Annotated in this window: 20 protein-coding genes; 12 read left to right on the forward strand and 8 right to left on the reverse strand. The window is 58.6% G+C overall.

All coding sequences use genetic code 11. The features are described 5' to 3' along the window. The first annotated feature begins 95 nt into the window (after positions 1-95). Entirely contained in the window at positions 96-503 is a 408-nt protein-coding gene (locus AB4N44_RS17030) for an SMI1/KNR4 family protein (RefSeq protein WP_008078852.1), read from the forward strand. Positions 504-524: 21 nt separating this feature from the next. On the opposite strand, the gene AB4N44_RS17035 is transcribed toward AB4N44_RS17030, so the two are convergent. Continuing rightward, entirely contained in the window at positions 525-2,288 is a 1,764-nt protein-coding gene (locus AB4N44_RS17035; RefSeq protein WP_460108337.1) for a cation:proton antiporter, read from the reverse strand. A gap of 279 nt (positions 2,289-2,567) precedes the next feature. Here AB4N44_RS17035 and AB4N44_RS17040 point away from each other — a divergent pair, with 279 nt between their 5' ends. Then, positions 2,568-3,050 carry an acyl-CoA thioesterase gene (locus tag AB4N44_RS17040; RefSeq protein WP_003229693.1) on the forward strand — a complete coding sequence of 161 codons (483 nt, stop codon included), beginning with the start codon at positions 2,568-2,570 and terminating at the stop codon, positions 3,048-3,050. Positions 3,051-3,168: 118 nt separating this feature from the next. Here AB4N44_RS17040 and pdxY read toward each other — a convergent pair whose 3' ends face one another. Then, the gene (gene pdxY / locus AB4N44_RS17045; protein WP_127930294.1) at positions 3,169-4,041 is read right to left on the reverse strand and encodes a pyridoxal kinase PdxY; all 873 of its coding nucleotides are present in this window, start codon (positions 4,039-4,041) and stop codon (positions 3,169-3,171) included. 117 nt (positions 4,042-4,158) lie between these two features. On the opposite strand from pdxY, the gene AB4N44_RS17050 reads away from it, so the two are divergent. Next, complete coding sequence (locus AB4N44_RS17050) at positions 4,159-4,572, forward strand: DUF3301 domain-containing protein (protein WP_122593228.1); 414 nt, start codon at positions 4,159-4,161, stop codon at positions 4,570-4,572. A 6-nt stretch (positions 4,573-4,578) separates the two neighbouring features. Here the strand turns inward: AB4N44_RS17050 and AB4N44_RS17055 are convergent, their stop codons facing one another. Beyond that, positions 4,579-5,544 carry a CobW family GTP-binding protein gene (locus AB4N44_RS17055; RefSeq protein WP_150774652.1) on the reverse strand — a complete coding sequence of 322 codons (966 nt, stop codon included), beginning with the start codon at positions 5,542-5,544 and terminating at the stop codon, positions 4,579-4,581. Positions 5,545-5,573: 29 nt separating this feature from the next. Here AB4N44_RS17055 and AB4N44_RS17060 point away from each other — a divergent pair, with 29 nt between their 5' ends. Continuing rightward, complete coding sequence (locus AB4N44_RS17060; RefSeq protein ID WP_150749887.1) at positions 5,574-5,930, forward strand: NADH:ubiquinone oxidoreductase; 357 nt, start codon at positions 5,574-5,576, stop codon at positions 5,928-5,930. 4 nt (positions 5,931-5,934) lie between these two features. Here AB4N44_RS17060 and AB4N44_RS17065 read toward each other — a convergent pair whose 3' ends face one another. Together AB4N44_RS17065 and zigA are read right to left on the reverse strand one after the other, a co-directional pair. Next, positions 5,935-6,579 carry a DUF1826 domain-containing protein gene (locus tag AB4N44_RS17065; RefSeq protein WP_150774651.1) on the reverse strand — a complete coding sequence of 215 codons (645 nt, stop codon included), beginning with the start codon at positions 6,577-6,579 and terminating at the stop codon, positions 5,935-5,937. Beyond that, positions 6,579-7,784: a zinc metallochaperone GTPase ZigA gene (zigA, locus tag AB4N44_RS17070; protein ID WP_460108333.1), complete on the reverse strand. Its 1,206-nt coding sequence runs from the start codon at positions 7,782-7,784 to the stop codon at positions 6,579-6,581. The genes AB4N44_RS17065 and zigA overlap by 1 nt, the downstream gene beginning before the upstream one ends. Before the next feature lie 222 nt (positions 7,785-8,006). Between zigA and AB4N44_RS17075 the strand changes: the two genes are divergently transcribed. Next, on the forward strand, positions 8,007-8,384 hold the full coding sequence (locus AB4N44_RS17075) for a glutamine synthetase (protein WP_460108331.1): 378 nt from the start codon (positions 8,007-8,009) through the stop codon (positions 8,382-8,384). On the opposite strand, the gene AB4N44_RS17080 is transcribed toward AB4N44_RS17075, so the two are convergent. Then, positions 8,381-9,583: an N-acetylmuramoyl-L-alanine amidase gene (locus tag AB4N44_RS17080; RefSeq protein ID WP_460108329.1), complete on the reverse strand. Its 1,203-nt coding sequence runs from the start codon at positions 9,581-9,583 to the stop codon at positions 8,381-8,383. The genes AB4N44_RS17075 and AB4N44_RS17080 overlap by 4 nt on opposite strands. A gap of 84 nt (positions 9,584-9,667) precedes the next feature. Here AB4N44_RS17080 and folE2 point away from each other — a divergent pair, with 84 nt between their 5' ends. The 6 genes from folE2 to AB4N44_RS17110 are packed head-to-tail and all read left to right on the forward strand — an operon-like array spanning position 9,668 to position 14,874. After that, complete coding sequence (folE2, locus tag AB4N44_RS17085; RefSeq protein ID WP_150774647.1) at positions 9,668-10,564, forward strand: GTP cyclohydrolase FolE2; 897 nt, start codon at positions 9,668-9,670, stop codon at positions 10,562-10,564. Beyond that, positions 10,561-11,229 carry a metal ABC transporter ATP-binding protein gene (locus AB4N44_RS17090; protein WP_150749892.1) on the forward strand — a complete coding sequence of 223 codons (669 nt, stop codon included), beginning with the start codon at positions 10,561-10,563 and terminating at the stop codon, positions 11,227-11,229. The genes folE2 and AB4N44_RS17090 overlap by 4 nt, the downstream gene beginning before the upstream one ends. Continuing rightward, positions 11,229-12,095, forward strand: coding sequence for a metal ABC transporter permease (locus AB4N44_RS17095; protein ID WP_150774645.1), 867 nt, complete (start codon positions 11,229-11,231; stop codon positions 12,093-12,095). Before AB4N44_RS17090 ends, AB4N44_RS17095 begins: the two co-directional genes overlap by 1 nt. Before the next feature lie 11 nt (positions 12,096-12,106). Further along, positions 12,107-12,982, forward strand: a complete 876-nt coding sequence (locus AB4N44_RS17100; protein ID WP_460108326.1) for a metal ABC transporter substrate-binding protein — start codon at positions 12,107-12,109, stop codon at positions 12,980-12,982. Beyond that, a complete protein-coding gene (locus tag AB4N44_RS17105; RefSeq protein WP_122842141.1) occupies positions 12,979-13,539 on the forward strand; it encodes a gamma carbonic anhydrase family protein in 561 nt (186 codons plus the stop codon). The genes AB4N44_RS17100 and AB4N44_RS17105 overlap by 4 nt, the downstream gene beginning before the upstream one ends. 3 nt (positions 13,540-13,542) lie before the next feature. Next, positions 13,543-14,874, forward strand: coding sequence for a dihydroorotase (locus AB4N44_RS17110; RefSeq protein WP_460108324.1), 1,332 nt, complete (start codon positions 13,543-13,545; stop codon positions 14,872-14,874). A gap of 115 nt (positions 14,875-14,989) precedes the next feature. Here the strand turns inward: AB4N44_RS17110 and AB4N44_RS17115 are convergent, their stop codons facing one another. Then, a complete protein-coding gene (locus AB4N44_RS17115) occupies positions 14,990-15,508 on the reverse strand; it encodes a DUF3617 domain-containing protein (protein WP_034152149.1) in 519 nt (172 codons plus the stop codon). 131 nt (positions 15,509-15,639) lie between these two features. On the opposite strand from AB4N44_RS17115, the gene cls reads away from it, so the two are divergent. Next, the gene (gene cls, locus AB4N44_RS17120; protein ID WP_127930306.1) at positions 15,640-17,079 is read left to right on the forward strand and encodes a cardiolipin synthase; all 1,440 of its coding nucleotides are present in this window, start codon (positions 15,640-15,642) and stop codon (positions 17,077-17,079) included. Positions 17,080-17,107: 28 nt separating this feature from the next. On the opposite strand, the gene cfaB is transcribed toward cls, so the two are convergent. Beyond that, positions 17,108-18,295, reverse strand: coding sequence for a C17 cyclopropane fatty acid synthase CfaB (gene cfaB / locus AB4N44_RS17125; protein ID WP_316917350.1), 1,188 nt, complete (start codon positions 18,293-18,295; stop codon positions 17,108-17,110). Positions 18,296-18,363 lie beyond the last annotated feature (68 nt).

The raw sequence follows: 18,363 nt of genomic DNA on the forward strand, positions 1-18,363 counted from the left end.
GGCTGGGGTTTTCTATTTCGCGGTTGCATCTATAGCGAGCTACTGTATAAACCGGCCCATATAAACCGCGCCATTCAAGCAAGAGGATCCCGGACGTGGAAGAAATCATCGAACAACTGCGTGAAGCCAACGAACCCGTGCCGGTTCCTTTGGAATTGCCTGACGAAGACCAACTGGTGGAAGTCGAAGAAGAACTGTTCATCAATATTCCGTTCGTCTTCAAAGAATTTTTGCTGACCGTCAGCGACGTGGTTTACGGCAGCCTCGAGCCGGTGACTGTCACCGACCCGCAATCGCACACCTATTTGCCGGATGTCGCGGCCAATGCGTGGGACATCGGCGTACCACGTGACCTGATCCCGATCTGCCAGGACGGTGAGAACTACTACTGCGTCGAAGAAGACGGCACCGTGGTGCTATGGTCCGGCGAAGAAGAGCTGATCACCGAAGAGTCCTGGGAATCGGTGTGGCACTGGGCGCGGGACGTCTGGCTGGAAAGCTGATCGACCCAACGCCCCGGATGATCAGTGCCCCGACGACTCCTTGTGGTTGTCGAGGGTTTCCAGCAGCGCCACCTGCATCCGCGTGTGCACACGGATGAACCAGCGCCAGAGCAGCGCCGCCACGGCGGCAGCGACCACGGCGATCAGCATCAGCAACTTGTTGGTCGGCAAGATACTGGCCGACAAGGCTGCCAACAGCAGGAAAATCACCAGCAGCGAGAGAATCGGGATCACTTCGGAGATCACCCGGCGCACTCGCTGCGTGTGCCGCCCGGCCATCTCTGGCTTCACGCCCATTTCCGCCAGCAGCATCGACAGTGCCTTGAGCTTGCGATAGGCCGCGATCAAGAACGGCAGCGAGACCAGCAGCGCCCCACCCCAGATCAACGCCTTCTGCCAACTCGGGTCGGCAACCCAGCCCTGCAGCCAGGTCGAGAGGCGCTCGGCGAAGAATGCTCCGCTAAAGAAGATCGCAATCACCAGCGCCAGATTGACCCCGACCTGCAGCAAGATCTTGCGGATAATCGAAGCCAGCATCGCACCCTCACCTTGCGGCTGAATGCTGCGTAACCATTCGCCGTACATGCCCAGCACTCGGCCAAGAGGCTTCGGCACCGCCGCCGACAGCTTGATCGACAGCGGATCCGCCGCACGGATCAGATACGGCGTCAGCAGCGTGGTAATCACCGACACCGCCACGGCGACCGGATAAAGGAAGTTGCTGGTGACCTGCAAGGTCATGCCCAGCGCGGCGATAATGAAGGAAAATTCGCCAATCTGTGACAGCCCCATCCCCACGCGCAGTGAGGTACGTCCGTCATTACCAGCGATAAACGCACCAAGGCCGCAGGACAACATCTTGCCCAGCACCACAGCGACGGTAATCACCGCGATCGGCCACGCGTATTCGAGAAGTATCATCGGGTCGAGCATCAGGCCAATGGCAACGAAGAAGATCGCACTGAACAGATCACGAACCGGCTCGATCAGGCGTTCGATTTTAAGCAACTGCCGCGACTCGGCCATGATCGCGCCGATCAGGAAGGCGCCGAGCACCATGCTGTACTCAAGCTTGACCACCAGCAGACAGAAGCCGAAACACAGGCCCAGCACGGTGATCAGGAGCATTTCGTTGCTTTCGAATTTGGCCACATAAGCCAGCAGGCGCGGCACCAGCAGGATGCCAATGACCAGCGCGACGATCATGAACAACGAGAGTTTGCCGACAGTGGAGAACACCTCACCGGAGCTGACCGTACCGCTGACGGCGATGCTTGATAGCAGCGCGATGATGCCGATGCCGAGGATGTCTTCGACGATCAGCACGCCGAAGATCAACTGCGCAAAGCGCTCGTTTTTCATCTTCAGATCATTGAGTGCCTTGACGATGATGGTGGTCGAGGAGATTGCCAGAATAGCGCCGAGGAACAGCGAGTCCATGGTGTTCCAGTCGAACCAGCGGCCGATTTCATAGCCGATCCAGATCATCAGGACAATTTCGAGGAACGCCGCAATAAACGCCGTGGCACCCACCTTGAACAGCTTGCGCAGGCTGAACTCCAGTCCCAGGCAGAACATCAGGAAAATCACCCCCAGCTCGGCGAGGGTCTTGATGGTTTCTTCGTCGTGGATCAGGCCGAACGGCGGCGTGTGCGGGCCGATGATGAAACCGGCGACGATGTAGCCGAGCACCACCGGTTGCTTGAAACGGTGGAACAACACGGTCACCACACCCGCGACCAACATGATCACTGCCAGATCCTGAATAAAACTGATGGCATGCATGGCGTGGGCTCCTTGAATGACGAGGCTCGCAGTCAGACGTCAGAAAACTCTGAGCGAGCGAAGTAAAAATCCGCTTTTCGTGTGGGAATTGCCCTTGAGAGGGGCTTTTGCAGGTTAACACCGCGACTTCCGCCTGGAAGGCGGTGCAATATATGGAAACAGATCGATTCCGGCGTGACGGCGGCCAGTCGCCCGGCGTCCCGATAACGGTGCTTTCGAAAAGCGACCAGGCACCCGTAGAGGTGCTTCCAGAAATCAGCCTTGATCCGTGAGAACGTTATGGAACCCGGAAACGCCCAGCTGTCGATGACGGTACTGATGACCCCCGACATGGCCAACTTCTCTGGCAATGTCCACGGCGGCACCCTGCTCAAATACCTCGACGAAGTGGCCTACGCCTGCGCGAGCCGTTACGCCGGCCGCTATGTGGTGACGCTGTCGGTGGATCAGGTGATTTTCCGCGAACCGATTCATGTCGGCGAACTGGTGACCTTCCTCGCCTCGGTCAACTACACCGGCAACACATCGATGGAAGTCGGTATCAAAGTCGTCACCGAAAACATTCGCGAGCGTTCGGTGCGCCACACCAACAGCTGCTTCTTCACCATGGTGGCGGTGGATGACCAGCGCAAGCCGGCCGCCGTGCCGCCGCTGCAACCGCAGAACAGTGAAGACAAGCGTCGTTATATGCAGGCGCAGCAACGTCGGCAGATTCGTCAGGAGCTGGAGAAGCGCTATCAGGAGATCAAGGGCGACGCCTGATCTTTGTAGCGCTCAGACCGCGTTCGCGAGCAGGTCGAATCGTCGCACCGTCGCTCCCACAGATGAATGCATTTCAAATGTGGGAGCGAGCCTGCTCGCGAATGGGGGCAGCAGGGTCTTAAAGACTGATTGCAGTAGCCTCGAACTTCACCCGCGGATGTGCAATCCGATCCTGCGCCCGCACCAGCTGCAGCTCGTAACTGGCGCACGCCTGAGTCTCCAGCAGCACCTCATGCACCGCCGCCGCCGTGAATTCGAACGCCGCCACCAGACTGTCGCCCAACAGCACCCGCGCCAGAAACAGGCCGGACGTCAGGTCACCCACGCCCACCGGCTGACGGGGAAACGCCAGTAACGGACGACGCAGATGCCAGCTGCCTTCAGCCGTTACCAGCAGCATCTCGAAGCCATCCGCCGGTTTGCCCGGATAATCCAGATGCTTGACCAATACCGCTTTCGGTCCGCGCGCCAGTAGCGACCGCGCCATCGCCAGACAATCGAATAGCGACTGCGGCTTGCGCCCGGAAAAGCTGTCCAGTTCCAACTGGTTCGGACACATGATGTCCGCCATGGCCGCCGCCTCTTCCAGCAGGAAGTCGCTAACCTCGGTCGGTACGCTGCAGCCCTTCTCCGGGTGGCCCATCACCGGATCACACAGGTAAAGCGCCTTCGGGTTGACTGCCTTGATGCGCTCGACGCCGCTGAGAATCGCTCGTCCCTGCGCCGCGCTGCCGAGATAACCGGACAGCACCGCATCGCAGTTGCCCAGCTCGCCAATCGCGGCGATGCCTTCGACCAGTTCGGGAATCTGCTGCGGCGCCAGCACTTCGCCGGCCCATTGGCCGTACTGGGTGTGGTTGGAAAACTGCACGGTATTGAGCGGCCAGACATTGACCCCGACCCGCTGCATCGGAAAAACCGCGGCGCTGTTGCCGGCGTGGCCGAACACGACGTGGGACTGAATGGCGAGCAGATGAGGCGTACGTTTCATTCGGGTCATTCCGTAAAACGATTGAAATTCAAGCCGCGCAGTATGCGACGAAACGCAGCCTGTACGACAGACCGGCGACGCAGTTAAGCTGACGCTATCTTTTGGAGTTCGATGTTGATGCTGACCCTGGAAAACATCTTTGTGCTGATGCTGTTTGCCGCTGCCGGCGCATGGCTGTGGCACAACCACGGCTTGCGCGAACGCGCACTGGAGCGGGTCAAACAGCATTGCCTGAACGTACGGGTCGAATTGCTCGATGGCAACGTCGCGCTGAAGAAGATCGGTTTCATCAAGGACGCCAACGGTCGCCGACGACTGGCGCGGGTGTACAACTTCGAATTCACCGTGACCGGCGAAACCCGGCATAACGGCACCATCACCCAGTTTGGTGCGCACAGTGCGCAGATCGAACTCGCGCCCTACCCGGCACCGTTCGACGATACGCCGCCAGTGGTCGAAGTGCAGAGGCCACGGGCAGAAGTCATCGAGCTGAGTCAGTGGCGGCAGGAACACACGAAGTGGAAGCCTTGAGCTGAATCACTGGGTTCGGCATCGCGCCAGACCTGCCTGCAATTGATCAATATTTTGCGGATCGACGAAGATCAGTTCGATTCGCGAATCTTTACGCCATTCGCTGGCCTGCCAAATCAGCTTGGTATTATCCAGAGCATTCGCAGACACCCAGCCCTCCGTGCTGTGGATAACCAGTTTCGCTCTTTTCCAATTAAGGCCAGTTAGCCAGTCGGCAATGCGTTGCTTGTCGAACGTCTGGCCCGGATGCCAACGCCAACCAATGCTCCAACCACCCTCCTGCGCCTGACTCAGGCAAATCGGCACCGTCGGAGCGCTCCAGACGGCCGGCATTTGTCCCAATCCTCGGGGCACCGCCAGGTTATCCACTCCTTTCAACGCATGCGCAGCCAAGCCCGGCAGTTCACTCAGAGGCAACTGCGCCTGTTGCGTCCAGATCCGTCTGACTGAAGGCAACTGACTGATAATTTTCTGCCTCGCCGTTTCATCAAGGTTTTCAGCCTTGTTCAACAGCAGCAAGCCCGCACTGGGCAACGCTTCCTGCTGTGCCGCCGGCAATGCTTTGCCAGCCTCGAGCGCCTGCGCATCCAGCACCAGCACACATGGCTGCAGCGCCAGCACGCCTGACCATGGCGCCTCATTCAATTGCTTGAGCAACTGCGCCGGATGCCCCAGCCCGGACGGTTCGATAAACAGTCGATCAGGCTTGGCTTTGCGCAGCAAACGCCCAAGGCCGATCTGAAACGGCGCGCCATTGACGCAACACAGGCACCCCCCGGCCACTTCGCCCAGTGCGATACCATCGGCGTCGTTGGTCAGCAGCGCGGCATCGAGGCCGATCTGGCCGAACTCGTTGATCAGCACCGCCCAGCGCTCGCCAGCCGGCCGCTGAGCCATCAGTTGACGAATCAGGCTGGTCTTGCCGGCGCCCAAAGGGCCAGCAATGACATGGGTAGGAATGTTCTGCAACATGGCGGGAAGCTTTCTTGGGAGATGCAAAGATGCGTTGGATGGGATGGTCGTTGCTGTTGACGCTGCTGTCGAGCGAAGCGTGGGCTCAGGCCTGCGTAGTGCACAGTCAGGGCGAGCGACTCGACGTCAAAGTCTGCCAGCAAAACCGCAATATTCCTGAAAAACTGTTCAACGACGGCTTCTGCCAGCCAACCCTGGCCGGGCAAAAAGTCGAGGTGCAATACGTCGATCAATGCCCGAACGGCGCGTTTGGCGTGTGCAGCAACGCGCAAGTCGCCAATATGCCTTATCGCCAGGACATCCACTATTACGGGGTCGCCACCGATGCGGCGTATTTGAAACCGTATTGCGAAGGCCAGAGCCAAGGCTCGTGGCTCAAGCCTTGAGGCGTCAACCGAGCCAGTCGAGGGTCAGTATCAGACGACGCTCGCCTGCGGCCGGTTGCGGCGAACGGTGAATCAGACCGAAACCTTCATTACCGTGCCATTTCTCGCCTTTCAGTAAGGCGACGTCGCCGCTCTTGAGTTGCTGTATTTGCGCTTGGGGTTCGGCGTTGGCCTGCCCCAATTGACTGCGATCCATCGCGCCTTCCTTGAGCCATTGACTGCCGACGCCGGCGTAGGTCGTGATCAGCCGCACCGGCACATGATCAACGTGGAAGCGCGGGCACATGGCTTTATCGAGCACCCGCAGGCGCAGTCCGATGCGCTTGGCTCCCAGCAAACAGGCGAAGGCGCTGACCAGCCATTTCAGGTCGGCGATGAAGCCTTCATAGCCTTCCAGATCACGGAAACCTGAAGCCAAACCGGTCAGGTCAGGCTCAGCGTCCTCGTGCGGCAGCTCCAGGCATAGCGATTGGCCCAACGGTTCGTTGAGCGACAGAAGCAATTGAGCGAAATCGCTGATGTGCAACGGCAATTGTCGCTGCCAGACGGCAAGGTTGGTGTCGTCATCCAGAATTCGCGTCAGCGTCTTTGGAGTCGGTCCTTGGTGCTGATAACGCGTGCGGTTTTGCAGCAGTTTGAGCGCGAGCATCAGGCAGCCTCTTCATGCCAAGGGCCAAACGGATCCGCCAGCAATCGCCAGCCCTCTACGCCGAGGGCCATTTCTTCATCAGTGAGCAGGCAGTCATCCAGTTCCTCTGAAAGCTGTAGGAAATCGATGTTCTGACCGATGAACACCAGTTCCTGCCGGCAGTCTCCTACGCTCGGCGTCCAGTTTTCCATGATCGCGGCGGTGCTTTGCTGATCTTGTGGCCATTGGTTCTTCGGCACAAAACGCCACCAGCGTCCGGCAAAACCGTGGCGCATCAGGCCGCCAGCCTGCGACCAGCTACCAGCGTCTGTGGGTTTGCTCGCGAGCCAGAAGAACCCTTTGGAACGCAGCAGCTTGCCGTTCAGCCACGGACGGTCGATGAAGCTGAAAAAGCGTTGCGGGTGAAAGGGTCGGCGCGCGCGATAGGCGGTGGAGGCGATGCCGTACTCGTCGGTTTCCGGCACGTGCTCACCGCGCAACTCCTGCAGCCAGCCCGGTGCCTGCGCGGCTTTCTCGAAATCGAAGCGACCGGTGTTGAGGATCTTCTCCAGAGGCACCTCACCCATGACCATCGGGATGATTTCGGCTTGCGCATTGAGGCGTTTGAGAATGGCGATCAATTCCTCACGCTCGGCCTGGCTGATCAGGTCGATCTTGCTGATCAACAGCACGTCGGCGAACTCGATCTGCTCGATCAACAGGTCGGTGATGGAGCGCTCGTCCTCCTCGCCGAGAATTTCGCCACGGGAGGCGAGGCTTTCAGCCGCCTGGTAGTCCGGGAGGAAATTCACCCCGTCGACGACAGTGACCATGGTGTCGAGACGGGCGATGTCGGAGAGGCATTGTCCGTGTTCATCACGAAAAGTGAAGGTTTCTGCGACCGGCAGCGGCTCGGAGATGCCGGTGGATTCGATGAGCAGATAATCGAAGCGACCTTCACGGGCGAGCTTGCTGACTTCTTCGAGCAAGTCTTCGCGTAACGTACAGCAGATACAACCGTTGCTCATTTCGACGATTTTTTCTTCTGCACGGTTAAGGCTGACATCACGCTGGACTTCGCTGCCATCAATGTTGATCTCGCTCATATCATTGACGATGACAGCGACGCGAAGACCATTTCGATTACGTAGTACGTAATTCAAAAGTGTACTTTTTCCGGCGCCTAAAAATCCGGAAAGTACGGTGACGGGCAATTCGGCTGACATTGGATAATCCTCTTATGAAGGCAGCCGATTGGCGCTTTTGCCAGCGCTTGGCGTTTTGGCGCTTCATGCGAGGGCTTCGCTGAAGGTAAACGCTTGAAATCGGCCCGCTCAGGCTCAGTAGTTGTTTATGTTATAGTATAACACTCCAAATAAACCAGCCCTGCCCTTGTCCTGAGCGATAAACAGCAGGAAGCTGAGCCCATCCCACACCCGGAATTGCTAATGAAAACTGCGCTGAAATGCTCGTTGTTGAGCCTTGGATTAATGGTGGCGGGCAATACGTGGGCGCAGTTTCCGGCGCTGGCAAACTGCACCCGCAGCGCCAACCTGCTTGCCTGCGTCGATGCCGAGGGCAATACGTATAGCGTCAACACTGTCGGCAGCACGCTTTATCTGCGCGGGTTTGAAAAGGCTGGGCAGCGTTATTGGGCGCAAACCAACAGCCGCTTCGGCCAATTGACGTTCTTCACCGGGATTGCCTCTGACGGTGAGGCCTGGGTTGGTTACACCCGACGCGTCGGCTGGACGACTATCAATCGCTTCTCCAGCTCGGGCGGCAGCAGCGCGAAATTCACTTGCAGTCGAATTGTGGGCTGCTAGACCTGCGCCTTTAGCTGCTCCTGTCGCCAGGCAAGATAGCTGTCGATCGGTGGGTTTTTCTCAAAATAACGCTGCAAACCCTCAAACAAACCATCCGCGACAGCCTGTTGATGCCGCGCGGTTACCAGCCGCTGACTGTCGTGAGCGTTGGAAATGAAGCCGGTTTCTACCAGAATTGACGGCACATCCGGCGACTTCAACACGGCGAATCCGGCCTGTTCCACACGCTTCTGATGCAGAGTGGTGATGCCCGCCAGACTGCCCAGCACCGTGTTGCCCAGTTGCAGACTGGCGGCAATGGTCGCATTCATCGACATGTCGAGAATCACCCCGGCAAGCATTGGATCTTTGTCTTTGAGGTTGAGCAAACTGGTAGCGCCGAGCAGGTCAGCGCCGTTCTCACGCTGCGCCATAAAACGCGCCGTCGCCGATGTCGCGCCACCTTCAGACAGGCAATACACAGACGCTCCAGAAGCTGTCAGCCTTGGCGCTGCATCGGCATGCACCGAGATAAACATGTCTGCCTTGTGCTGACGGGCGATCTCTACGCGTTTACGCAAGGGCACAAAGAAGTCGTCATTGCGCACCAGTTTCACGTCGAATCCTTTCTCTTTTTTCAGGCGTTTGGCGAGTAGCTGAGCAATGGAAAGCACCACATCTTTTTCCCGCTCACCCTTCGCGCCGACCGCACCGGGATCCTTCCCACCGTGTCCTGGATCGACGACTACGATGATGTCGCGCTTGGGGTGAGCGCTGATTCTGGGTGTTTCACGTGGAACCATTGGGATCTCTGGCGCTGCTTTCGCACTGACTAAATCCAGAACCAGCCGATGACTCTGGCCATCCTGGGGCGCCAAAAGAAAGCTGTTAAGCAGCACTGGATTGCTCAGGTCGAGAACAATCCGCGTGTCTCCCTGACCAAAAGGCCCGGATCGAATCGAGCGGATCACCGTGCCATTCAGAGCCAACTGACTGAAATCGCCGCTCAGATCTGCGCCGGACACATCGATTATCAGCCGTTCTGGAGCGCTGAGCGTGAAGGTTTTGTATCGCACCGGGCCACTTAAATCGAAGACCAATCGCAGCTTTTCCTCAGAACGCCAAAGCCGTGCGTTGCGAATTTGCGTGGCCGAAACACTGAACGGAAGGGCGAAGGCCGCGCTGGCGAGAATCAGATTGAGCAAATGGCGTCTGTGCATATGAAAGCCTGTTCATGAAAAAAGCATCGTGATCTGTATTGTTATAATGTAACATTCATTTCAATCAACACGATGGTTCCGAACATGAATTCGCTGACACTTCCGGATATCGCTGCGCAATCCGCTCGCCAAGCCTTGCCCCTCGAATGGGTGGGCATGCACGGCATCGCGTTACCTGTTTTATTGGAAGGCCAACGCGTGAGCGCAAAGGCTGATGCGGGGGTGAGTCTGGATGACGGCGAAGCTCGCGGGATTCACATGTCGCGACTCTATCTGGCCCTGGAAGCGCTCGAACAGGAGAGTCTTTCCCCTGCTCTGCTGCACCAGGTACTCAAACGTTTTCTGGATAGCCACGAAGGTTTATCCCACTGTGCCTACCTGAATATCCGCACCGATCTACTGCTGAAAAGACCAGCACTAATCAGTCCACTGGCCGGATGGAAATCCTATCCCGCGACGATTTCAGCCAGTCTGAAAAACAAGATGTTCCACGTGGAACTCAACATCGAAGTGCCCTACTCCTCGACTTGCCCGTGTTCCGCGGCATTGGCCCGGCAATTAATTCAGCAACAATTCGTCGACGACTTCGCCAACAAACCCCTTCAGCATGCAGACGTTCTCGCTTGGCTTGGCTCGACTCAAGGCATCGTCGCCACGCCTCACAGCCAACGCAGCACTGCACAATTGCATCTGCACCTCGACGAGTTCATCGACGAATTACCGCTTAGCGTGATCATCAATGACGCCGAAGCGGCCCTCGGCACCGCCGTACAAACCGCAGTAAAACGCGCGGACGAGCAAGCCTTCGCCTTGGCGAATGGGCAGAATCTGATGTTCTGCGAAGACGCCGTGCGCCGATTGAATCTCGCACTTCGCCGCACACCCGGCGTTAACCAGTTCCATCTGCGAGTGATCCACGCCGAAAGCCTGCACGCCCACGACGCCGTCGCCGAAAGCCACTGGCAGCGTGAGCAAGCATGATCCGCTGCCAATCCCTGAGTTGGGGCGCTCCCGGTCAACCGCTGACCACGCCCCTGAATCTAGAACTCGAAAGCGGCAGCCTAACGGCAATCATCGGCGCCAACGGCTGCGGCAAAAGCAGCCTCTTGAAGGTCATCGCCGGGCTGCAAAAACCACTGGCAGGCAAAGCCTCCCTGAGTGTTCCACGTCAAAGCGGATTGTCATTCCTCCCCCAGCAACAACATCTCGACCGCCAGTTCCCCATCAACCTCGAAGAACTGATCGCCGCCGGTTTCTGGGGACGTCGACTCTCAACCCAACTGCGCGCACAACGCCTGAAAGATGCACTGGAAAACTGGCACCTGAGCGGACTCGAACACCGCCCGCTCATGGCCCTCTCCGGCGGCGAACTACAACGTGCCCTGCTCGCCCGCCTGAGTTTGACCGACGCTCCGGTTCTGCTCCTCGACGAACCCCATGCCGCCCTCGATGAGCTCGGCCAACAATTGCTCTGGCAGCACATCCACACCTGGCATAACGAAGGTCGAACAATCGTCGTGGTCTGCCATGACCTCTGCGCCGTGCGCCAACACATCCCGCAAACCTTGCTGATCAAAAACCGCGAATGCGTGTACGGCGCCAGCGTCGAACTGATCCGGCAAACCCCTCACACGCAGGTGGCCTGATGGTCACCGTCACCCACTTGTGGCAACCGTTCAATGAGTTCCTGTTCATGCGACGTGCCCTCCTTGGCGGACTGGTCTTGGCATGCAGCACGGCACCACTCGGCGTGTTTTTGATCCTGCGACGGATGAGCCTGATCGGTGACGCCGTCGCCCACGGCATCCTTCCTGGCGCCGCATTAGGATTCTGGTTTGCCGGACTGAGTCTGCCTGCGCTCACACTCGGCGGCCTCGGCGCGGGTCTGAGCATGGCCGGACTCGCGGCGTGGATCACCCGCCGAACCGGTCTACGCGAAGACGCCAGCCTCGCCGCGATCTACCCAATATCCCTCGCCAGCGGTGTGCTGATTCTGGGCATCGCCGGCAAACGTCTCGACCTGCTTCACCTGCTGTTTGGCTCGGCATTGGCCGTCGACGGCCCGACCCTCACCGGCATGTTATGGGTTTCGGGATTCAGCCTGATCGCCATGGCACTGATCTACAAACCGCTGCTGCTCGACACCCTCGACCCGCTGTTCCTGAGAACCGTCAGCCGCCTCGGCCCACTCGCCCACGGCGTATTCCTGACCCTGGTGGTGCTCAATCTGGTGATCGGCTTCCAGGCCATCGGCGCGCTGATGGTGGTCGGGTTGATGATGCTCCCCGCCGCTGCCTCGCGGTTCTGGAGCCGTCGACTGCCGATCCTGATTGGCATCGCCGCCATCATCGGTTGCCTCTCGGTGTGGTTTGGCTTGTTGCTTTCGTTCTACTACTCGCTGCCAAGCGGACCGGCCATCGTGCTGGTCGCCGGCGTCGGTTATCTGCTGTCGGTGGTGTTCGGGCCGGTTCACGGTCTGCTGCGCCGCCCGCCTTTGCTTACATCCCAATGAGGTGTTTCCCGATGCGCGTTCTACTCGTGTTGTTCAGCCTGATGCTGTCGATGTCATTGTCGGCGGCGGAAAAATTACCGGTGGTGACCAGCTTCAGCATTCTCGGCGACATGGTGCATCAGGTCGGCGGCGAGCATATTCAGATCACCAACATGGTCGGCCCGGACGCCGACGCGCACACCTACGAGCCGACACCGGACGATGCCAAAGCATTACTCGGCGCCAGGCTGATCATCAAAAACGGCCTCGGTTTCGAGCCATGGCTGGATCGACTGGTGAGCAGCACCGAGACCAAAGCCACCGTCATCAGTGCCAGTCATGGCGTGATTCCGCGCTCACTGGACGAGGATGGCGAAACCGTTCCCGACCCGCACGCCTGGCATAATCTGGCGAACACCGAACTGTACATTGCCAACATCACCAAGGCGCTGATCGCTGCCGACCCGGCGAACAGGGCCGACTACGAACGCAACAGCCAGGCCTATCTGAAGCAGATCTACGCCCTGCTCGCCGAAGCAAAAACCAAGCTCGGTTCGCTGCCGCCGGGCAATCGCAAGATCGTCACCAGCCACGATGCATTCGGTTATCTCGGTCAGGCCTACGGCATCGACTTTATGGCGCCGCAAGGTTTGTCCACCGAGCGTGAACCCTCGGCCGCCGAAGTCGCTGCGCTGATCACCCAGATTCGTCAGGCCAAAGTCAAAGCGGTGTTCATGGAAAACATCAAAGATGCGCGTCTGCTCAAGCAGATCGCTGATGAAAGCGGCGCGCACATCGGCGGCACCTTGTACTCCGACGCCCTCGCCGCCAGTGGCCCGGCCAGCACTTTCACCGGCCTGTTCGAATACAACCTCAACACCCTTTACGACGCACTGAGCCGACCATGATCCGCAAGAATCCTTCAGGCGATTTGCCGCAAATCGCCGAGTCGGCTTACGTCGACAAAACCGCGATCATCTGCGGCAAAGTGGTGATTGGCGAAAACGTTTTCGTCGGCCCCTACGCGGTGATCCGCGCCGACGAAGTGGACGCCTCGGGCGAGATGGAGCCGATCACCATCGGCGCCAATTCGAACATTCAGGACGGCGTGGTGATCCACTCAAAATCCGGTGCGGCGGTGACCATCGGCGAATTCAGCTCGATCGCCCACCGCTCAATCGTGCATGGCCCGTGCGTGGTCGGCGACCGCGTGTTCATCGGTTTCAACAGCGTGCTGTTCAACTGTGTTGTAGGTAACGGTTGCGTGGTGCGGCACAACTCGGTGGTCGATGGTCGCGATTTACCGGACGCCTTCTATGTGCCCTCCACCACCCGCATCGGCCCGAACACCGACCTCTCGTTATTCCCGCCAGTGAGTGTCAGCGCCTCGGAGTTTTCCGAAGACGTGGCGCGCACCAACGTCGATCTGGTGCGCGGCTACAAAGCCTTGCAGAACGAGTTCTGAGCCATGAGCAGCGTGCTGATTCGCAACGCAAGGCTGGTCAACGAAGGGCGTGAGTTCGACGCAGATCTGTTGGTCAGCAATGGACGCATCGTCAAGATTGCGCGCAGCATCGAAGGTGAAAACGCCAAAGTGGAAATCGACGCGAACGGTCAATGGCTGCTTCCCGGAATGATTGATGACCAGGTGCATTTCCGTGAACCAGGTGCGCCAGCCAAGGGCAGCCTTCACACCGAGTCGCGTGCGGCGGTTGCCGGTGGCATCACCAGCTTCATGGACATGCCCAACACCAACCCGGCCACCCTTACCCTCGAAGCGCTGGCGGATAAAAAGCGTCGGGCGGCGATCAACTCGGTGGCCAATTACGGCTTTCACTTTGGCGTGAGCCGGGACAACCTCGACACGGTAGCCGCGCTCAATCCCTGTGAAGTGGCCGGGGTGAAAGTGTTTATGGGCGCCTCGACCGGCAACATGCTGGTCGATGATCCGCAGATCCTTGAGCGACTGTTCGCCGAGGTGCCGACCATCCTGCTGGCGCACTGCGAACACACGCCAAGCATCGATGCCAACGCGGCCAATCTGCGTGAGTTGTTCGGCGATCGTATTCCGCCCGCCGCCCACCCGCTTATTCGCAATGCCGAGGCCTGTTATCGATCCTCATCACTGGCGGTGGAACTGGCAAAACGTCACGGCACCCGCCTACATGTTTTGCACCTGACCACCGCGCGTGAACTGGCGTTGTTCGAGGACGAACCGTTGGCGCAGAAACGCATCAGCGCTGAAGTCTGTCTGCACCATTTATTGTTCGATGATCGCGACTATCCAAAGCTCGGCAACCTGATCAAGTGCAACCCGGCGATCAAGAGTCAAAGCGAACGTGATGCTTTGCGTGAAGCTTTGAACAGCAATCGGTTGGACGTCATTGGCAGCGATCATGCGCCGCATACCTGGGAAGAAAAGCAACGGCCTTACGCGCAGGCGCCGTCGGGATTGCCATTGGTGCAGCATGCGTTGCCGGCGCTGATGGAGCTGGTGGCGGACGGGGTTTTGCCGGTCACGACGTTAGTGGCGAAGACCAGCCATCGCGTCGCGGATCTGTTTGCGATTCCGGATCGTGGGTATTTGCGTGAAGGGTATTGGGCGGATCTGGTGTTGGTTGAAGCGCAGGCGTTGGAGGTCGATCGGCAGCCGATTTTGTCGCAGTGTGGATGGACGCCGTTTGCCGGGCGCAGCTTTCGGCATCGGGTGAGCACGACGATCGTGTCGGGACAGATTGCGTGGCGGGAGGGTCGGGTGAATGAGGGGTGTCGGGGGTTGGCGCTACGATTTATGCGCTGATTCAAAAAAACCAGTAGGAGCTGACGAGTGAAACGAAGCTGCGATCTTTTGATCTTGTTTTTGACAATCAAGATCAAAAGATCGCAGCGTGCCGCAGCTCCTACAGGAGATACATTTAGGCGCGGGGTTTAACCGCGCCGCAGTCTTGGCCTAGCCAAACTGCACGCGTCTCCAGACTGCCCTTCTGGTTGATCCCGATCGCATTGAACGTGCCGTTGGCCACGGTGGTGAACTCGCGATCACTGAGGAACGTCGCCACGCCGGTACCCTGCGCTTTCGGGCAACTGAAGCGGAACTTCCACTGGTTACCGGTGCGATCGGTGATCTGCTGTTTACAGCCCGATTGCGGGTCGGCCAACGGAATATCGTTGGTCGCCACCTGCTCTGGCGTCAGGCAGGCGCGGATGCCTTTGCCGCCAATATTGATCCCGTTCTTCTCCAGCGCTGCGCGCTGTTGCGGGGTCATCTGCCCTTGCAGTTGACCGAGGATCGATTGCACATCCATCGGCTGATCATCGACCTTGACGTTGCTCGATGTCATTTCCCACAGCCCCGGCTGCAGCATCTGCGCCTGCGCAACCACCGGCAATGCCAAACCCAGGCCCAGCGCCAAACCCAGCAGACGAACGTTCATCGAAAAACTCCTGATCAGTAGTGGCCGTTAGACGTCGGCCGATTGCTTCGGTTCATGCACCAATTAAATAGCGACAATCGCGACAGAACATGGTCTGTTAAGCATTGAATCTTCCGGAGCAAGGCTGCCCCATGGATTATTTTGGACCGCACATTTTCGGTTATCTGATCGCCCTGATACACACCCTCGGCTTGATCGCCGCGATTCACGCGGTGCTCACCGTGCGCACAGCTCAAGGCTCGATCGCCTGGGCATTGTCGCTGATCTTCATTCCCTACCTCACGCTTATTCCGTACCTGGTGTTCGGCCGCAGCACCTTTGATGGTTACATCAAGGCGCGGCGCCAGGCCAACGAACAAATGCGTCAGGCCATCTCCGAACTGAACTGGCGCCCTTGGGTGGAAGAAGCCCTCACCGCGCGCGCGTCCAATGCCTACGCCTCGTTACGGGCGATGCCCAAACTGGGGCGCATGCCATGCCTGGCGAACAATGAAGTGCAATTGCTGGTGAACGGTACGGCGACGTTCGAGGCGATTTTCCACGCCATCGATCAAGCGAAAGAAGCGGTGCTGATCCAGTTTTTCATCATTCACGATGATCGACTCGGCCAACGTTTGAGTGATCTGCTGCTGAAGAAAGCTGCGGAAGGCGTAACGATTCATCTGCTTTACGACCGCATCGGCAGCCACGCCCTGCCCCACAGCTATGTGCAGACGCTGCGCGATGCGGGCGTCGAGGTAAAAGCCTTCGCCACGCGCAGCGGCTGGCTCAACCGCTTTCAGGTCAACTTCCGTAACCACCGCAAGATTGTCGTGGTCGATGGCGTGGTCGGCTTTGTCGGCGGGCATAACGTCGGCGATGAATACATGGGTGAAAAACCACCGCTGGCACCGTGGCGCGATACCCATGTGAAGGTGCGCGGCCCGGTGGTCGCGTGCATGCAGGAATCCTTTGCCGAAGACTGGTTCTGGGCCGCCCGCACCCTGCCGCCGCTGATCCTGCCGGATGAATACCCGGAAGACGGCGTACTCTGCCAACTGCTCGCCAGCGGCCCGGCCGATGCGTACGAAACCTGCTCGCTGTTCTTCGTCGAAGCGATACATGCGGCGACGGAAAGAGTGTGGATCACCAGCCCGTATTTCATCCCCGATGAAGCCGTCTTCGCAGCGTTACGATTGGCAGTATTACGCGGTGTTGATGTACGTCTGCTGCTGCCCTCGCGCCCCGATCACCGCATCGTCTACGCCGCTTCCAGCCTTTATGCCTTTGAAGCGGTGCGCGCCGGTGTCCGAGTGTTCCGCTACCGTCCCGGGTTTCTGCATCAGAAAGTGGTGTTGATCGACAGCGAAATCAGCGCGATCGGCAGTGCCAATCTGGATAACCGCTCGTTCCGGTTGAATTTCGAAGTGATGTTGCTGACAGTCGACAGTGAGTTCTCCGCCGCCGTGGAACACATGCTCATCGATGACTTCGCGCTGGCCGACGAAGTCGCCAAAGAAGAAAGCCGGGAGCTCCACCGCCTGCAACAAGTCGGCATGCGGATCGCCCGGCTTATTTCACCGATCCTTTGAAACCCTCTCCCAAAAAAAGGGAACAGGCTCAGGGGTTGTAGATATCGTCACGGGTCCATGGCAGTTCATGGCTGCCATCCGGATGCGCTTTCACCGCGAGGATCTGGTGCAGATTGATCCAGCCACGGGCAAACGCGTAAGCACAGCCGGCCAGATATAGTCGCCAGATGCGCAACGCTTGATCCGGCACCAGTTTGCCCGCCGCCTCAAGGTTGTCCTCCAGCCGCTCGCTCCAATGATCCAGCGTGCGCGCGTAGTGCAGGCGCAGGCTTTCGACGTCGACAATTTCCAGGCCCGCCTCGCTGATCTCCGCCGAGATCATCGACAGGTGCGGCAACTCACCGTTGGGGAACACGTACTTTTCAATGAAATCCCCGGCACCGCGTCCTACCGGACGGCCATCGGTGTGCTTGGCGGTGATGCCGTGGTTCATCACCAGACCGCCCTCCTTGACCGCACCGAACAGGGTTTTGCAGTACTCGGCGAGATTGGCGTGGCCGACGTGTTCGAACATGCCGACACTGACCACTTTGTCGAAACGACCGTCCTGGGGCAGATCGCGATAGTCGAGCAATTGCAGTTCGATCTGCTCTTCCAGGCCTTCAGCCTTGACCCGCTCACGCGCCAGTTCCAGTTGTTCCTTGCTCAGCGTGATACCAAACACCTTGGCGCCGAATTCCCGCGCGGCGTAACGCGCGAGGCCGCCCCAACCGCAACCCACATCAAGCAAATAGTCACCTGGCTGCACACGCAGCTTGCGGCACAGATGTCGGAATTTGGCTTGTTGCGCCTGCTCAAGGCTTTCGCTGCCCGTTTCGAAATACGCGCAGGAGTACGCCATGTCGCTGTCCAGCCAGAGCTGGTAGAACGCATTGGACAGGTCGTAGTGGTAGGAAATGGCTTTGGCGTCGGTTTCCTTGTCGTGCACCGAACGCACTGGCTGACTGTCGTCATCTTCACCGAGCAAAGCGTTGCTCAATTCGTCGCAGACCCGGATGACTTCGCTGATCGAGCCCTCCAGTTCAAGTTTGCCTTCGACGAATGCCGCTCCAAGCGCATCCAGGCTTGGATGGGTGAACTGAGTGACCATCTGCGGGTCCTTGACCACGATGGTAACGCTGGGCGCCGGCCCCAGATTGAACTCATGGCCGTCCCAGAGCCGCAGTCGAAGCGGTAGCTGCAGATTCTGTAAGGCCGGTGGAAGTTGCGCGAGCATGGAAAATCCCCCTTGTTTCAGACCGTCAGATCTGAGGGTAGACCATCCCGGAAAAATAGCAGGCTATC

The organism is Pseudomonas sp. S3_C06, from assembly GCF_054667675.1.

Excerpts from the sequence above, each read along its gene's own strand:
- AB4N44_RS17035 (WP_460108337.1), bottom strand. The coding sequence starts at position 2,288 with ATGCATGCCATCAGTTTTATTCAGGATCTGGCAGTGATCATGTTGGTC.
- AB4N44_RS17040 (WP_003229693.1), top strand. The coding sequence starts at position 2,568 with ATGGAACCCGGAAACGCCCAGCTGTCGATGACGGTACTGATGACCCCC.
- pdxY (WP_127930294.1), bottom strand. The coding sequence starts at position 4,041 with ATGAAACGTACGCCTCATCTGCTCGCCATTCAGTCCCACGTCGTGTTC.
- AB4N44_RS17050 (WP_122593228.1), top strand. The coding sequence starts at position 4,159 with ATGCTGACCCTGGAAAACATCTTTGTGCTGATGCTGTTTGCCGCTGCC.
- AB4N44_RS17055 (WP_150774652.1), bottom strand. The coding sequence starts at position 5,544 with ATGTTGCAGAACATTCCTACCCATGTCATTGCTGGCCCTTTGGGCGCC.
- AB4N44_RS17060 (WP_150749887.1), top strand. The coding sequence starts at position 5,574 with ATGCGTTGGATGGGATGGTCGTTGCTGTTGACGCTGCTGTCGAGCGAA.
- AB4N44_RS17065 (WP_150774651.1), bottom strand. The coding sequence starts at position 6,579 with ATGCTCGCGCTCAAACTGCTGCAAAACCGCACGCGTTATCAGCACCAA.
- zigA (WP_460108333.1), bottom strand. The coding sequence starts at position 7,784 with ATGTCAGCCGAATTGCCCGTCACCGTACTTTCCGGATTTTTAGGCGCC.
- AB4N44_RS17075 (WP_460108331.1), top strand. The coding sequence starts at position 8,007 with ATGAAAACTGCGCTGAAATGCTCGTTGTTGAGCCTTGGATTAATGGTG.
- AB4N44_RS17080 (WP_460108329.1), bottom strand. The coding sequence starts at position 9,583 with ATGCACAGACGCCATTTGCTCAATCTGATTCTCGCCAGCGCGGCCTTC.
- folE2 (WP_150774647.1), top strand. The coding sequence starts at position 9,668 with ATGAATTCGCTGACACTTCCGGATATCGCTGCGCAATCCGCTCGCCAA.
- AB4N44_RS17090 (WP_150749892.1), top strand. The coding sequence starts at position 10,561 with ATGATCCGCTGCCAATCCCTGAGTTGGGGCGCTCCCGGTCAACCGCTG.
- AB4N44_RS17095 (WP_150774645.1), top strand. The coding sequence starts at position 11,229 with ATGGTCACCGTCACCCACTTGTGGCAACCGTTCAATGAGTTCCTGTTC.
- AB4N44_RS17100 (WP_460108326.1), top strand. The coding sequence starts at position 12,107 with ATGCGCGTTCTACTCGTGTTGTTCAGCCTGATGCTGTCGATGTCATTG.
- AB4N44_RS17105 (WP_122842141.1), top strand. The coding sequence starts at position 12,979 with ATGATCCGCAAGAATCCTTCAGGCGATTTGCCGCAAATCGCCGAGTCG.
- AB4N44_RS17110 (WP_460108324.1), top strand. The coding sequence starts at position 13,543 with ATGAGCAGCGTGCTGATTCGCAACGCAAGGCTGGTCAACGAAGGGCGT.
- AB4N44_RS17115 (WP_034152149.1), bottom strand. The coding sequence starts at position 15,508 with ATGAACGTTCGTCTGCTGGGTTTGGCGCTGGGCCTGGGTTTGGCATTG.
- cls (WP_127930306.1), top strand. The coding sequence starts at position 15,640 with ATGGATTATTTTGGACCGCACATTTTCGGTTATCTGATCGCCCTGATA.
- cfaB (WP_316917350.1), bottom strand. The coding sequence starts at position 18,295 with ATGCTCGCGCAACTTCCACCGGCCTTACAGAATCTGCAGCTACCGCTT.